The sequence below is a fragment of the Planctopirus limnophila DSM 3776 genome, from assembly GCF_000092105.1.
GTDB classification, from domain to species: Bacteria; Planctomycetota; Planctomycetia; order Planctomycetales; family Planctomycetaceae; genus Planctopirus; species Planctopirus limnophila.
In genome coordinates, this window is the sequence record NC_014148.1 from 3,746,440 (window position 1) to 3,761,105 (window position 14,666).

A 14,666-nucleotide genomic window follows, 5' to 3' on the forward strand; every position below is an offset into this window, starting at 1 on the left:
TCTGTAGTCTGCTATTTGCGATTCTTATCCTTGCGATCCTGGGCCACTTTTTGAGCGAGTTGCTTCTCTGCACGGTCCACACTGGCTTGAGCCTGGGCCACATCCCGCGATGCCTTGCTCACCGCCTGTTCTGCAACATCTTCAGCTTTGCGGCTCGCTGCAAACTTCTGCTCGGCCGCTTTGAGCTGGTTGTCCCGCTCGATGATTCGATCCAGCTTCTGATTGGCCGATTGCACCTGCTGCTCCTGCAAAGCGACCTTCCGAGACAGTTCTTTCGCTCGTGGATCGGCTTCAATAGCAGTCGCTTCGAGCTGTCGAAACTGTGCCTGGTACTCAGCGATCTGCTTCGCTGCTCCCTTTCGCTCATCCAAAGTCGTCGCTCGGGAAAGTTTTTCCTCGGCCTGCTTCAGCCCGGCACTCAAGCCCGTTTCTCGCTGACGAATCGCCTGCACGATCGGCCCGAGGACTCGATCTCTCTCAATCGTCAGCTGCTTCAGATTTTGCCGGGCAGCCTGTAGACCGGTCTCCTGTTCATACTTCTCTTCCATCTGCTCACGAAGTTTTTGGAGCGCGCTGGCCGCCTGCTTCCGTTCCTGCTCGGCCTTTTGAAAATCAGCCCTGGCAGCCCGCAACTGCTTCTCTTCGTCTTTCAAGCGGTCTTTGGCTTTATCGAGATCCTGCCGGGCTTCTTTCACCGCCTCGTTTTCGCGTTTCTCATCGCGAGAGTTGGCGCGACTTTTCTGGTCGGCACAGGCCACGGTTGTCTGAGTACAAACGCACAACATCGAAAGTACACACAGCCAGACACCAAGTGAAAGTTGTTTGTTTGACATAACGATCTGCCATCTGAAGGTGAACATCATGCGTTCTGATTGCCCGACGCCCTCTAGACTAAAACTCCAGCCAGTCGAACGCGAGAGCGCAATTCATCAACTGGAATCAGGCATCCCCTCTGCCGAGAGCAGCTTCTCAGGACAATTGCAGGACTCTCGTACGATGTGGATTTGCGAAGGCGTCCGAAAACTGAGCTAGGCCCGTTCAGCAGTTTTCGCTAGTTTTTGCAGCGCGTGTGCTGGAACAGTGGCGTTTTCTGCCGCCCGTGGGCAGAAATCATCGCTGAAACTCCCACAAAATTGACGGACAGAAGGCTCGCTGGACAGTTTCAGGCATCGGATCGATGGCCCGATCCAGCAGAGAAAAGGCAGATTTTCTAGCGATTGCTTCCTGAAAGGATTCCGAAGCATGGGTAACTTCAACCGGAATGACTCTTATTCAGACAAACCCGCAGTACGAACTTCGTACTTTGGAAAAACTGTGACTGCCGGAAAGAGATGGCTCTTCGCGGCAGCCGTCATGAGCACAGGTCTCGTGGCCGAAATGGGCGAAGCACTGGCCCAGGCCCGCACCATTCCCGCTTCGATCAGTCGTGAAGAGCGCGATCGATTAATGAATGATCTCAGTGCTCCCATGATGGAGTTTGATCAGTACAACAACTCTCGTTTGCGGCCACCCGCCAACAGTGATCTCTCGAATCCCACCACTGAACTCGAAAGGGTGCGGCCACTCGTTCGCGATGCCCAGGATGAACTTTCGGATCTGATTCTTGATCTGGGTGACGAATCAGCCCGCCGACCCGCTTTGCGATCCCTGCTCGTCGATGCCATGAATTTGCAGGCCCGGCTGACATCCATCGTGCAGCAGGCCCAGCGCACCAACGATCACCGCTATCTCACCGAAGATTTTCGTGAACTCGATGCACAGTGGCGAGAACTCTCCTATCGGATGAGCCTGGCGACCGATCTGAGCAAACGCACCCAGCAACGCGCTGCTAATCTCGATGGGATTGCCCAGTCGATTGGGAAAGTGCTGCTGATCCAGCCGCAGGTCAATTCCCGGGCTCTGATGGAGAAATTCATCCAGATGAGCACCGACATGCGAAACCTCACTGACGATGTCGCCTATGAAGTCAGTGACCGCCGTATTCGTGATGAACTCACGTTTGCTCTCAATCGGGTCAATCAGCAGATTCGCACGATGTCGCTGGCCGTACAGGACCAGGCAGACCGTAACATTGTGGTCGATCAGTACAAGCGTTTTCAGGAACTCTGGTATCCGGAAGCCGCCAAGCTGCAGGCCTATACCGGTTCTGCCATGGATCGCGATCTGCGTCGCATCGCCCAGACCGACAGCGAAATCCGCCAGTTGCTGATGATGCCCCAGCAACTCGATAAGCAGCAGCTGGTCTATCTCACCAATTCGCTCAAGAAAGATATCGATGAGTTCTTCCAGCGCACGCCACTGCTGCTGCTGGTGCATTTGCCCAAGTCGAACACTGTTCTCGCCACGGCTGATGAGTTTTACGGCGTCTGCGAATACTTTGTCGATATTGTGAACCGCTCGAACACCGCGAGTATGACCGATGTCGTCGAAGCCTTCCGCTACATCGAAGCCGCTGAGCGTAACTTTGCTGCCACGTTCCGCCCTATCCAGAGCGAATCGGCCCAGTCGATTCTCCGCAAGATCGAGCAGACGATTGGCACCCTTCGCTCAACTCTCATGGTTCAGCGTGATGATCTGAGCCGGCAGGCCGCCATTGATCTCGCTGCTGAGATTGATGGACTCACTTACAACCTGCAGCTCGTCAGCCAAAGGTGGCTTCAGGCAGAACGCCCTGTGTATGCCGCTGAAGCTCAGCGGGAAATCGCTGCGTTTTCCGAGCGAGCCATGCGTCTGCATGATAGTCTGGTGCGGGGATCAACTGCCGCACAGGCTCGCCAGCAGACCGAACAACTCTATGAGAGCTGGAGAAGAGTTTACAGCTATCTGGTGCAGTGCCGCACAGAAGACCGCACACAACTTGGTCGCCTGGCTTCCCGCACCACACCAGCCCTGGTCGAACTTCGAACCATGCTTTCTCAGTAATTCAGCGACCGATTCCGCCCCGCTCTGAGTAAGTCCTGAACCTTCAAAGCAGTGCAGATTCAGTAACATAACAACAATACAAACCTCCGGTCTGACTTCAGGCCGGGGGTTTGTCAATTATGGAGTCATGCCATTCAGGTCTTGATTGAGGATCGATAAAAAGTGTTCTTATGAACACATTCTTCAACAATCGTTTGCAGCTTTTGCCGATTGAACATGCAAACTTCGCCATACCAAAAAGTCGTCGCATTCCCGAAACTCGATCCCGCCGATACAATCTTCAGTGACGGTATTTTCCGTTCCGGGGTGGGTAGACCTGATTCAAGAGAACCTTGCTCCTGATCTCTGTGTCCGCCAGTCACCTCGAGCTTTTCATAACTGTATCATCAGGCCCAGTTTGCCATGCGTAACGAATCCGAAGTTCCACTGTCTGACTCCGCTTTCTCGATCCCCGTGGCTGATCGTTTGAAGCGTCTGCCGCCCTATCTCTTCGGGAAGATCAACAAGCTCAAGTATCAGAAGCGGCAGGCAGGGATCGATGTCATCGATCTGGGCATGGGAAATCCCACCGATCCGCCCGACCCGCTCATTACCGATAAGATGAAGGAGTCGCTCGCCGATCCCCGCAATCACCGGTACTCGGTCGCCAACGGCATCGGGAACCTCCGCAAAGAAGTCGCCGCCCGTTACCACCGCATCTACGGTGCCCGACTCAACCCGGACGACGAAGTCATTGCCTGCCTGGGTTCAAAGGAAGGCTTCAGCCACATGTGCCTCGCACTCATGGGGCCCGGCGATACGGCTATCGTCCCCGCACCAACCTTTCCCATCCATGCTTATTCGGTGATGCTCGCCGGCGGCAACGTTATCCAGCTCGATGTCCGCGAGCCGCACAAGTTCCTCGAAAACGTCGCCTACACCTGCGAACACCTCTTCCCGAAGCCGAAGCTGGTCATCGTCAACTTCCCGCACAATCCTTCGGGCACCTGCATCGAGCAGAGCTTCTTTGATGAACTGGTCGCGCTCGCCAAGAAGTACAAGTTCCTCGTCATCAGCGATTTCGCATACGCCGACATCTGCTACGACGGCTACAAGGCCCCCAGCTTCCTCTCGACACCTGGCGCGATCGACGTAGGTGTCGAACTGACGACCATGTCCAAGGGCTTCAGCATGGCGGGCTGGCGCATCGGTTTCTGCTGTGGCAACCGTGAAATGGTTCGCGCTCTCGCCACGATCAAGGGCTATTACGACTACGGCATCTTCCAGTCGATCCAGATCGCGGCCATCGTCGCCATGCGTCACTGTGAATCGGCGGTGGAAAGCATTGCCAAAGAATACGAGCACCGCCGCGATGCCCTTGTCGACGGCCTGACTCGCCTCGGCTGGGAAATCGAACGACCGAAAGCCGGCATGTTTGTCTGGGCCAAGATCCCCGAGCCATGGGCCCAGATGGGTTCCATCGACTTCTCGATGAAGCTGCTGGATGAAGCCGGCGTCGCCGTCTCCCCGGGCCGCGGCTTCGGCGAAGAAGGCGAAGGCTATCTGCGTCTGGCCCTCGTCGAGAACTCCCAGCGCCTAAGGCAAGCCGTCCGCGCCATCGGCAAATGCCTCAAACCCGAAACCGCCGCCACGGTGTAACACGCTTTCGATGAAAAGTAGCACTCTGTGTGCCATGCTTGCAGCTCTGAGCAAGCATGTTTTCGCAAGCTCTCAATGAGCTGTTATTCGTTGGAAAGCGTATGAGGTTTGATTTGGCGAAGTCGATCAATCGAAGCCCGGTTTCCAGTTAGGAGACTGGGCTTTTTCGTAGTGATTTGGCTTACGGTATCGGCGCGGTTCCCCTCGTTAGAATGTGCAAGGAGCTATTGTAAGATGGAATGTCTCGGCACGTCTTTGTGTCGCGCCAGTTGCCGCTCTTAAAAGGGAAACCTTCTCATGAAAGCACCCTATCTGCTTGCCATTGGCCTGTTGGTTTTCAGTGGCTCGTTGCTGGCTCAAAACGAGTCTGTTGAAACACCCATCACTTTGGAAGAACTTCATCGACGCAACGTAATGGGCAGGTTGGGATTGCCGTTAGGGACTGTGGCCACCATTGATGCCGTGATAACTTCAGGGAATGAAACGCGGGCGAAGGCTTATCAGGGCCTCTACCTTCTTACTGTCACGCATGTGAATGGCCAGCCTTTGGAGAAGCCGCCGCTCATGAGGTTTGTGGTCGACAGTTTGTCCTCCACCGTGAACCTCCCCCACGACAAGCCGCCGTTACTTTTTGGGGCCAATCAGGACGGGGAAAATCCAGCCGCCAATCGGAAAGAGATCGAAAAGGAATATGTGGGGAAGACACACCGCTTGGTGGTTTACGAAGAGGGTGGCTACGCAGGGATCCCGGACAATCTTCCCAAGGGTGTCCCCCTCGCGGGCGCTGCCGGTTTCGGATTTCGCTTCTCGACATCTCTGACGGTTCTCGCTGAATCGGCTACAGACATTCAAAATCACGTCAAGAAAAGATGATTTAGCTTAGACTCGCATGTCTCAAAGAATCGCCATCGGCAAATGCCTCAAACCCGAAACCGCCGCGACGGTGTAACACGCTTTCGATGAAAAGTAGCACTCTGTGTGCCATGCTTGCAGCTCTGGGCAAGCATGTTTACGACCCACAGCACGCTGTTGTTTCCCGGGAACCATGTAAGTTTTCTCGTGCTAGACAACACAACAAAAAAGCCCGGTCTTCTTGCGAGGAGCCGGGCCTTTTCTTGAATTGATGAGGTTGATCTGGTGCATCGAGCAGCGATCGCACTTCGACACTCTCGCTGACACACCGTCGCAATTCCAGATCGCTTACTGGGCCGAACGCTTACAGGGCCGAATCACTTACAGGGCCAGATTCGCCCAGTTGTTGATGTCGTCACCGCTGCCGTCTTCGTTCTGCTTGTTGGCTCCTGTTGACCAGATCGCGGGCTTAGTCGCGTTGGGAACCTTCGAATTGGGGTTCTCGTAATAGAAGCCCTGACCCCAGGCATCCAGCGGCACCTTATCCAGATACGGTGCAATCGGTCGGCCGTCGGCATCGTTGCCCGGCTTGATCAACAGCGAAAAAGCCTCATCACGCGATCCCTGAGGATACTCACCATCGTGACTGAGAGCATACTGCTGCAGGGCATCTTCCAACCCCTTGATACTCGCCTTGGTGGCCTTGACCATGGCTTCCTTCTGACGCCCAAGCAACTGGGGAACAACCATCGCGGCAATCACACCCAGAATGGCCAGCACCAGCAGAACTTCAATCAGCGTAAAGCCTTTTCGCACCAGGCGACTGGCTGATCGTCTCGCAGTGGACAGCGGATGGGAAATCATAGGGCAGGCCTTTCAATGTCGAACAGTCGCAGCAGAAATATGGCGTGGGCAGAAACAATCAGCTGGCCATGGCGGGTCATCAATACAAAGTCAGAACCTCATCTATATTGTCGTAAACACCCGGCAGATGCAAAAGATTCGGTGCTCCTCACTCCTCGTGGGAAGTTTTTTCTGCTCGCCAGCAATCTCCTCCCCGCACCCGAAACCCTCGTGATCTCACGACCGGATTTCACTGCAAAGAAACAGCCTCTCGCAGCAATTTCTCAGGCAATCCAATCGAAGCGACAAAAGTCTCACCCAGATATTCTCGCGCCCCGGGATGTAACATTCCCATTTTCGGTGTCACAAACGTGACGGTCACATCCGCTCGTACACACAGCTCCACAAGTTCATGCGGCTGTTCAGTCAACGGATTTCCCAAACCTGGGCCTGCATCTGCCGAAAAACCTGTGGGAAGATCCACCGCCAGCCTTCGCGAAAGGCTGGCATTCATCCCCTGCACCAGTTCCGCCAGCACACCACTCAACGGGCGACTTTGTCCCGTCCCCAGAATGGCATCGACAATCCAGTCCTCGGCCCGGGCGCTCGCAGCAGCTTCACCAAACTCACGCATCTCTCGCCACGGAATTCCCAGCTTCCTCGCGAGAGCCGCATTCACGCGGGCATCCGGTGCAAGTTCAGCCTCCGGATGCGTCGCAAAAATCTCCACAGCATAGCCCATGGTCCATAAGAGTCTCGCGATCGCGAATCCATCTCCACCATTATTTCCGCGCCCGCAGACCACACGCACGACGAACGATGTCTCTTCGCTTGATGAAGCCTGGACGTGCTGGCTGAACCAATCACAGACGGATCGAGCCGCATTTTCCATCAACACCAGGCTGCTGATGCCCAATTCTTCAATGGCAAAACGATCCACCTCCCGGCTCTGCCGGGCAGTCAGGCAATCAGCCGCCCGCAAGGTTCTCCAGTCCAAAAGGCGAACAAATGGGCAGATTTCCATAGACGTTTCCCTGCACTGCAACTTCTGCCGAAGAATTCGCTCAAGTGTAAACTGCAACGATTGTGAAGCGCAGCGTGAAACGGTTGCGAGGTTGTTTTCACGGAATACGAAGTGTTATCAATCTCTCCCTCACGGTCTGCCGAATAACGGTGTGCGGAGCGATTAATCCGGCTGTGCCGGAGTTCACAATTTGATCGGATGGAACAAAGATCATGGATGATCAACTGACCCCCGAACCTTCACGTCGTCGTCTTGGCCGTGGACTCAATGCACTGCTCGGGAGTGGGCATCATCACGAGAATGAGCCTGTCTCGAACGTAGGTGATCACTCAGAAGTTCATATCGATCTTCTCGAGCGTAACCCCTTCCAGGCACGGAAAGACTTCGATTCACAGGCCATTAACGAACTGGCCGACAGTATTCGTCAGCACGGCGTTCTCCAGCCAATCATTGTTCGCCAGATTGGCGACATGTATCAGGTGATTGCCGGTGAACGTCGCCTGATTGCGGCTCGCAAAGCCGGTTGCGAAACGGTTCCCTGCCGGGTGCTGGAACTTTCCGATCAGCAGGTCTTCGAAGTTTCACTCGAAGAAAACCTCAAGCGGCAAGATCTCAATGTGCTCGAAAAGGCACAATCGTTCCAGGAATATCTCAATCAGTTCCAGTGCTCGATTGAAGAGCTGTCGCGACGATTGAGCATGGATCGCTCGACAGTCAGCAACTTTATCCGCTTGCTCGAACTGGCAGGCCCGGTGCAGGAAATGGTCCGGCAAAGCCAGCTCACTGGTGGCCATGCACGCGCCATGCTCAGCCTCTCTCATGATCAGCAGGTCACACTGGCTCAGCGCATCGCGAGTGAGGGACTTTCTGTCCGCAAGACCGAAGATGCCGTGCGCAGCCTGCAGGCCGAAGGGACCGTCGAAGAGGGCGCCACAGTCCCCTTCCAGCAGTCTGGCAACGAGGCCGGTTCGGGAAGTCAGCAAGGTCTTTCCAATCATGTGCTGATGCTGCAGGAACAGCTTCAGGGCATGCTGGGTGCCAAGGTCGCCATTAAGCTCAAAGGCAAAGCTAAAGATAAAGGGAGCATTGTCATCGAGTTCACCTCGAACGACGACTTCGAGCGCATTCTGGGCTCACTCCAGAGGATTGCCGCTTAACGCCAAAGTTCTCGAATCAGCGAAGATGTCGTCAGTCGTCTTTATTGGCCACTGGCGACATCTTTTTTAGCACTGCTTAATCGCCAGTCAAACTTGGCAGCAGCAAAAAACATCCCAGGTGTGCTGTCCGCAATCGCTGAAGAAGCTCTTGAGCAGAGACTTGATAAAGAGCAGGTTCGAGCAGCGCAGCCTGCCTGGCATGCTCGGCGGCTTTCATCGATTGCTGAGACTCCTCCAGAAACTGGGCAAACACGTAGTGAATTCTCGCTTTGTCAGATCCTGGCGCGATCTCTAGCGCCTTCAGATAATAATTTTCGGCACAGTCAAAAGCGCCTCGCTTGCGGGCGGCATACGCTGCTCCTGACCATAACCGCGAGAGATTTGCGAAGATCTGATTGCCTGCCGCACTTCGATTCTCTCGCGGCCGAACACGTTCTACAGCATGTAGAAAACTTCTCTCACTCAGCGACCAGTGCTCCCTGAATTGATACATCAAACCTGTCAGTTCATAGCCTTCGAAAGATTCCGGATGATCACGAAGGATCTTCGCCAGTAATTCTTCAGCCAGCTCAAACTCATCCAATCCGAGCAGTAACCTGACTTTATGAAGCTGATCTTCAACCTGCGTGATCTCAATACTGTTGACTGACTGGACCACCTGGCGAATCTGTGCTTCCAGTTGCAGCCTCGACATTTCTGGCAGCAGTGTAGACGCTGTCCTCGGGCCGGAAAGCTGATCGATACGATCGAGCAGATCATAAGCCGCGACAAAACGGCCCTCATGCATGCGGGTGACTGCCAGATCGGCCCAGGTGCGCACCCGCTGTGTCGTCATTTGCCATGGTAGCACCACAGCGAGCACCAGCGCCATGAGAATGCTCAATCGCTCCGAATAAGTCACTTGACTGCTCGACGCATTTTTCTTTGATACCGACAGCTTTAATTCGCTGCGACTAAGTCGCACAAACCTCGAGTTCAACCAAAGAATTGCGACAGCCAGTAAACACCCCGCCGCAGGCCCGAGCATGATCAAGAACCAGCTTTGCGGCAGGCCCAGCCATTTGATCAGTACCAGGCAAAACAGGCCACAGCAACCAACGTACCACAAACTTATTGAGCGATACTGACTCTCTGGCTTATTGAGGACTGCCACGACCAGTGCATAAGCCAAAGGAAGCCCCGCGAGGAGACTCCATAAATATAAACTCAGATCATCACCCCAGGCTGCTATCACAATGTATCACTTACGATAGATGATTACACCGCCACATGCCCGACAGCCACCTCGCCACGCGACTTGGAAGCACCACGCTTCCAGATCATGCCGTCATAGGCATAGTGTAGAAAAGCAGCGACCAGATTCAGTGCCAGCCAGATTTCCGCGACTCGCTGACTTAAGAACCAACCACCCAGGCCCACCACCAGAAGATAAGTCAGAATGGTGGCCGCCCACACCGGAGCCAACTGACCAAGCAATCCTCTCGATGAACCTGCTGCTGACGGCTTGACACCATCATCTCGAATCGTTGATCTCGCCACCTGATTCCTCACAGACCAGCTACAAACAGCCATATACTCTGAGGCATGCACCCAGGCTGAAGCAATGGCCAGTGGTAAAATCCAGTCACGAAACCCACAGATTTCAGCAAGCAGCCATGCCAGGTACAACATCGAGATGCTGACTAAATAGATACTCCCAGACATCGATACGCGGTATCGTAGTATCGCGACGACCACGATCATCGAGAGGCTGGCGACAGCAACAACATCGGCTAGAGACATTCCTGGAGAAGACGGGAGTACCACCCAGCCCGAAGCCCTCAAGGCCACATAAACAATACTGCCGCGAATGCCGATTCGCAGCATGCGCTCGGTCCAGCGCCCGGAGGGATAGGCAGCTGAACTATAGATTCGATAAACCCCATGATGCTGAGCTGCAAAATGCCAGATATTCCAGAGAAAATCAGCAGCCACCAGACAGGTCAACGCCCCTGTCCCGGCCTGCACAAGTCCGCAAACGAGCACAACGGCCAGCAGCACACCCAGGTAGGAAACCCAGTGAGATTCACGACGTTTGGCATCACCCCATACCAAGAATAACGTCAACCAGCGGTGCGGCGTCGTGAGAAAGTAGACCTGAAGAAACTGCCAGTCGGCCTGGGCAGGCCCCGAGCCCAGCCAGGCTACCAGCACCAGCAGTGGCCATCCGATATTCGCAATCAGCAGCAAGTCCAGCGAAGGTGATAGCAACCATTTGCTTGATTTTAGCGAATCTGACGCCATGAAGAATCTCAATCATTGATCGAATGATACATAAGCGACCAGTTTCATGGATTGGTGTATTCCGGGGTCGGTGTCTGATCACCAATATTGGTCGCACCATCAGGAGCTTTAGCGCTACAACCTGCACAGAGCACAAGAATTAATAGTAATGCACTACCGATTTGACGCATGATTCGCTTCACTTTCTGCCATAAAAGATGAAATCTTACTGCCGGTCCACACGAAAACCTGGTAGCGAACAGAACCGAAATGTGTGCAGCGAAGAACATTCGACTGCTCACACTTCAGACTGAATAAATCGATTGGCTATTAGCAGTTAAAACTCACCGATGATCTCACCTCCGGCGATCGTCCCCAGATTCGAGAATACCGTGCGATCGATGTTTTCCGAGATAAAGCGGATCGCACCATCAGCCATCCCCACATGGACTCCACCCGTGTGATAGCTGCGCGGAGCGGCGATCGTCGGGCCCTGATCACTCGTCGTCGAAATTTGGGTGCAAGGCTCATTGGTTGTGTTTGCACAACTCGCAAGAATGTCAGCAGTACGATCATTCGGGCCACGACCTGTACTGAAGGCGGAAGCCCCCATCCCTGGAAAGACCCAGGCACCCCGGGCATCGGCAGTGTTACCAACGACGTATATCACCTCACTGAGGGCCACGCTGTTTGACATCCCGTCGGTAAAATCTCTGGCCGAAATGCGAGAACTGATCGTGAAGGCACCCCTGTTGGCATTCACGGTCATCGATTGCAACAAAGTCCCATTCCCGTAACTGGCGGCATAATTGCCACGAGACATATTCTCGAGGGCCCGAAACGCAACGTTCGCCCGGTTATCCCATGGATGACTGGGGCAACGATACATCGAAGGGCTGTAATGCCCGAAGACATTGTTCATGGCATCCAGCGGATCAATTTTCGTGTCGACAATTCGCTTGACTTCACCCCAGAGTGGCCCTTGATCCACCATGGGAAGAATCTGCAGCGCCCAGTTGAGCCCCGCAGCAGCCACAAATGGTGTTGTGCATTCCTGAATCCCTGAAAGATTCACGGGAGGATTTCCGGCACATTGAGGGGCTACACCACCCGGCGGAAAGACCGAATGCTGATCGTGGTAGTTGTGCAGACCGAGCAACATCTGCTTCAGGTTATTTTTGCACTCACTGCGACGAGCCGCCTCACGCGCCTGCTGAACGGCCGGAAGCAACAGGGCAATCAAGATCGCAATAATGGCAATCACCACCAGCAACTCGATCAGCGTAAAACCTGGCCTGCGCGGCTGGTTCGTGTTCCGGTTCTGTTTCACGATCAACATTTGTCATCCTTTTCCTGAAAAGAACATCGCCCGCAAAACGAATCGCAGGCCGAAAATCACACGCCGAACAATGTTGACTTTTAATCCACATCAACAGTTGCTTCTCTCGGCTAATCAAGCGTGATATTCAACCTTTAGTCGATTAAGTTTCCATTAACGGGATGTTATTTTTCCATTGAAGAACTATTGTTAACCAAAAGTCACTAGTGAACAGACTGTTCTGCCATCTGAGCATCCCAGTTTTTATGACAGCTTGATCATAGTTTCCCAGAAGTCAACACACCCCCGAACCACGACCTCACCTGAGGTGCTGCTGAAATTGGCACCGATCGCTGTGAAGCCGACCGACGAGGCCATCTGTTGTAACCGTGACCATTCCCGGCACGCCGACAAATCAGGCCGAAATGAATCGATGCGTACTTGATCAACTCGGAATCGATCCAAGTGCGCCTGCAGGCTGACCCTGGTGAGACGCCACAAGCTGCGAGACTCAGTCCACTAGACGACGGAACATCATCGATGAACAAGAGACGGGAATGATGCTGCCTGCGTGAGAAACGGGTTCAAAAAGTGGTCAGCCATGAAAGGCGACTCACTCGGAGGCCTGGCGCCCGCTGTAAAAAACGCACAGCACCCGGGTATCGGTCGTAAAGGGATTGACCAGCCGATGGGGAGTGGTGGCATCGAAGTAAAGGCTGTCCCCTTCTTCCAGCTCCAGCATCTCATTGTTGTATTCGAGCTGCACTTTACCGGAGAGCACCAGCAGAAACTCTTCGCCTTCATGGCCCAAGGCATCTTTTCTCTGACCTCCGGCGGGCACGGTCAGCAGAAAAGGATCCATGGCTCGATCAGGGCGAACATGTGCCAACGATTCATAAACAATATCTGACGTCTCGGGATTTCGCTCCACGACTTTACGCTCAGATTTCCGGATGACCGCCATCTGTGGCTTGCGATCCAGCCCTTCGACCAGATCGGAGACACTCACTCCCAGAGCAGCCGCAATCTGGCCCAGCGACTGCAGAGACGGTGTAATGCGAAAGTTCTCAACCTTCGACCACCAGCTGCGCGTCAGTCCGGTACGCGACGCCACCTGATCCAGCGTCAGCCGCTGATCAATCCGGTGATTCTTAATTCGCTGTGCAAGTTCAACAAGATTCATGCTTTAGATACTAGCACAAGTCGCGAGGCAACAATATCCCCCGCCAATTATGAATTCTTTGTGTAGGCTTTCTCGCGAGCACCAATACAATCGCAAGAAGACCTTCAGACGCGTGCCAGACCCTCCGCAAGGCGATCCTGCACAATCTGAATCATCAGTGGATGCAATCCGAGATGCGGACACAGCACAAACTCGACCTGGGGAAATTCTTCTCTCAACTGCTGGCGAAACTCTTCCAGATCAGCACTCACATGCACTCCCGCCGACAGAAAGTAAGGCAGCATCAGTAACCTGCGAATGCCAGGCAGAAGGCAGCTTCTCGCCGCTGTGGGAATATCAGGCTCGGCCAATTCCAGATAACCACAGGCAACTGGACCAGCATAACCCGCCACCCGCAGACCTGCGGCAATCTGTAGCAGATCGGCATTGGCTTCAGGCCGGCGACTGCCATGCGCAATCAGCAGTACCGCTGTTGATTCATCTCCAGTCGATAACAAATCCATCCTAAGCCTCTTTCGAATCGACCATTAACTGACCAGCAGGTGTATTGGCTGCCAGATCAGCAATCATAGCCCGGGTGGCCGCTTCGGCAGCGGCTTCCCATTGTTTCTCGCCAAAACTTTCTGCATAAGCGAGACTGCGAAAGGCAAAGTTAATCGCCCGCGAGCTGTTCACAATCGCCCCCAGCCCTGCGGAATCAAAGGCCGCTGCCACATCCGCAGCATTCCCACCCTGTGCCCCGTACCCGGGAATCAAAAGTGGGACATGGGGCATTTTCTCTCGCAAATCCTTTAGTTCACGGGGATAAGTCGCCCCCACCACAGCGCCAATCGAACCATAATTGCCATCAAACCCCGCCTGTAGAGCCAGTTTCTCGACGGTCTCAGCAACTTGTTCGTAAAGCGTTTGACCTTCTTTATTTTGATGGTTCTGAAACGTGGCTGCTCCGGGATTACTGGTTCTCACCAGAACATAGATCCCAGCCTCTCGCTTCTGGCACAGTTCGACAAAGGGCTGAAGTGTGTCTTCCCCCAGGTAAGGATTCACCGTGAGTGCATCAGCCGCATAGGGCGCTGCCTGTGGGTCTTCGCCAGCCAGATAAGCCTTGGCGTACGCCTCGGCTGTCGAGCCAATATCCCCCCGCTTGGCATCGCAGATCACAATCAAGCCCTGGGCTCGCCCATATCGAATCACTCGGGCCAGCGCCACTGAACCATCGGGCCCCAACTCTTCAAAGAAAGCCGCCTGTGGCTTGATGGCTGGCACCAGTGGAGCCACGACGTCAATCAGCCGCACACAGAACTCTTCGAAAGCCGCCGCTTTTGCCGCTGCCGGGTCATCATACATTTCTTCGGCAGCCCGACGGATTCGGACTGGCAACTGCTCCCAGCGCGGGTCGAGCCCGACCAGTGCAGCAGTTTTTTTCGTGCGGATTGCCTGATGCAGACGCGAGACAAACGAGGCCAT

14 protein-coding genes are annotated in these 14,666 nt (G+C 54.3%); 4 read left to right on the forward strand and 10 right to left on the reverse strand.

What is annotated here, in order from left to right; genetic code table 11:
• Nucleotides 1-11 precede the first annotated feature (11 nt).
• Nucleotides 12-833 carry a coiled-coil domain-containing protein gene (locus PLIM_RS14850; protein ID WP_013111143.1) on the reverse strand — a complete coding sequence of 274 codons (822 nt, stop codon included), beginning with the start codon at nt 831-833 and terminating at the stop codon, nt 12-14.
• Between the two features lie 409 nt (nt 834-1,242).
• On the opposite strand from PLIM_RS14850, the gene PLIM_RS14860 reads away from it, so the two are divergent.
• The 3 genes from PLIM_RS14860 to PLIM_RS14875 all read left to right on the forward strand — a co-directional run bounded on the left by PLIM_RS14860 (nt 1,243) and on the right by PLIM_RS14875 (nt 5,433).
• Complete coding sequence (locus PLIM_RS14860) at nt 1,243-2,922, forward strand: hypothetical protein (RefSeq protein ID WP_013111144.1); 1,680 nt, start codon at nt 1,243-1,245, stop codon at nt 2,920-2,922.
• 402 nt (nt 2,923-3,324) lie between these two features.
• Nucleotides 3,325-4,560, forward strand: coding sequence for an aminotransferase class I/II-fold pyridoxal phosphate-dependent enzyme (locus PLIM_RS14870; RefSeq protein ID WP_013111145.1), 1,236 nt, complete (start codon nt 3,325-3,327; stop codon nt 4,558-4,560).
• 297 nt (nt 4,561-4,857) lie between these two features.
• Nucleotides 4,858-5,433: a hypothetical protein gene (locus PLIM_RS14875; protein ID WP_013111146.1), complete on the forward strand. Its 576-nt coding sequence runs from the start codon at nt 4,858-4,860 to the stop codon at nt 5,431-5,433.
• A 360-nt stretch (nt 5,434-5,793) separates the two neighbouring features.
• Here the strand turns inward: PLIM_RS14875 and gspG are convergent, their stop codons facing one another.
• Together gspG and PLIM_RS14885 are read right to left on the reverse strand one after the other, a co-directional pair.
• Nucleotides 5,794-6,276 (reverse strand): type II secretion system major pseudopilin GspG, encoded by a 483-nt coding sequence (gene gspG, locus PLIM_RS14880; protein ID WP_013111148.1) that lies wholly within the window; start codon nt 6,274-6,276, stop codon nt 5,794-5,796.
• 229 nt (nt 6,277-6,505) lie between these two features.
• Nucleotides 6,506-7,279, reverse strand: coding sequence for an NAD(P)H-hydrate epimerase (locus tag PLIM_RS14885; RefSeq protein ID WP_013111149.1), 774 nt, complete (start codon nt 7,277-7,279; stop codon nt 6,506-6,508).
• 212 nt (nt 7,280-7,491) lie between these two features.
• Between PLIM_RS14885 and PLIM_RS14890 the strand changes: the two genes are divergently transcribed.
• Complete coding sequence (locus tag PLIM_RS14890) at nt 7,492-8,436, forward strand: ParB/RepB/Spo0J family partition protein (protein ID WP_013111150.1); 945 nt, start codon at nt 7,492-7,494, stop codon at nt 8,434-8,436.
• 76 nt (nt 8,437-8,512) lie between these two features.
• On the opposite strand, the gene PLIM_RS14895 is transcribed toward PLIM_RS14890, so the two are convergent.
• The 7 genes from PLIM_RS14895 to pyrF form a co-directional block, all read right to left on the reverse strand.
• Complete coding sequence (locus tag PLIM_RS14895) at nt 8,513-9,670, reverse strand: tetratricopeptide repeat protein (protein WP_013111151.1); 1,158 nt, start codon at nt 9,668-9,670, stop codon at nt 8,513-8,515.
• 23 nt (nt 9,671-9,693) lie between these two features.
• Nucleotides 9,694-10,719, reverse strand: a complete 1,026-nt coding sequence (locus PLIM_RS14900) for a hypothetical protein (protein WP_013111152.1) — start codon at nt 10,717-10,719, stop codon at nt 9,694-9,696.
• Nucleotides 10,720-10,763: 44 nt separating this feature from the next.
• Nucleotides 10,764-10,889 carry a hypothetical protein gene (locus PLIM_RS24890; RefSeq protein WP_261340080.1) on the reverse strand — a complete coding sequence of 42 codons (126 nt, stop codon included), beginning with the start codon at nt 10,887-10,889 and terminating at the stop codon, nt 10,764-10,766.
• Between the two features lie 146 nt (nt 10,890-11,035).
• Nucleotides 11,036-12,037 carry a DUF1559 domain-containing protein gene (locus PLIM_RS14905; protein WP_013111154.1) on the reverse strand — a complete coding sequence of 334 codons (1,002 nt, stop codon included), beginning with the start codon at nt 12,035-12,037 and terminating at the stop codon, nt 11,036-11,038.
• Nucleotides 12,038-12,629: 592 nt separating this feature from the next.
• Entirely contained in the window at nt 12,630-13,199 is a 570-nt protein-coding gene (locus PLIM_RS14910) for a helix-turn-helix domain-containing protein (protein ID WP_013111155.1), read from the reverse strand.
• A 104-nt stretch (nt 13,200-13,303) separates the two neighbouring features.
• Entirely contained in the window at nt 13,304-13,702 is a 399-nt protein-coding gene (locus PLIM_RS14915) for a sirohydrochlorin chelatase (protein WP_013111156.1), read from the reverse strand.
• 1 nt (nt 13,703) lies between these two features.
• Nucleotides 13,704-14,666 carry an orotidine-5'-phosphate decarboxylase gene (gene pyrF / locus PLIM_RS14920; RefSeq protein ID WP_013111157.1) on the reverse strand — a complete coding sequence of 321 codons (963 nt, stop codon included), beginning with the start codon at nt 14,664-14,666 and terminating at the stop codon, nt 13,704-13,706.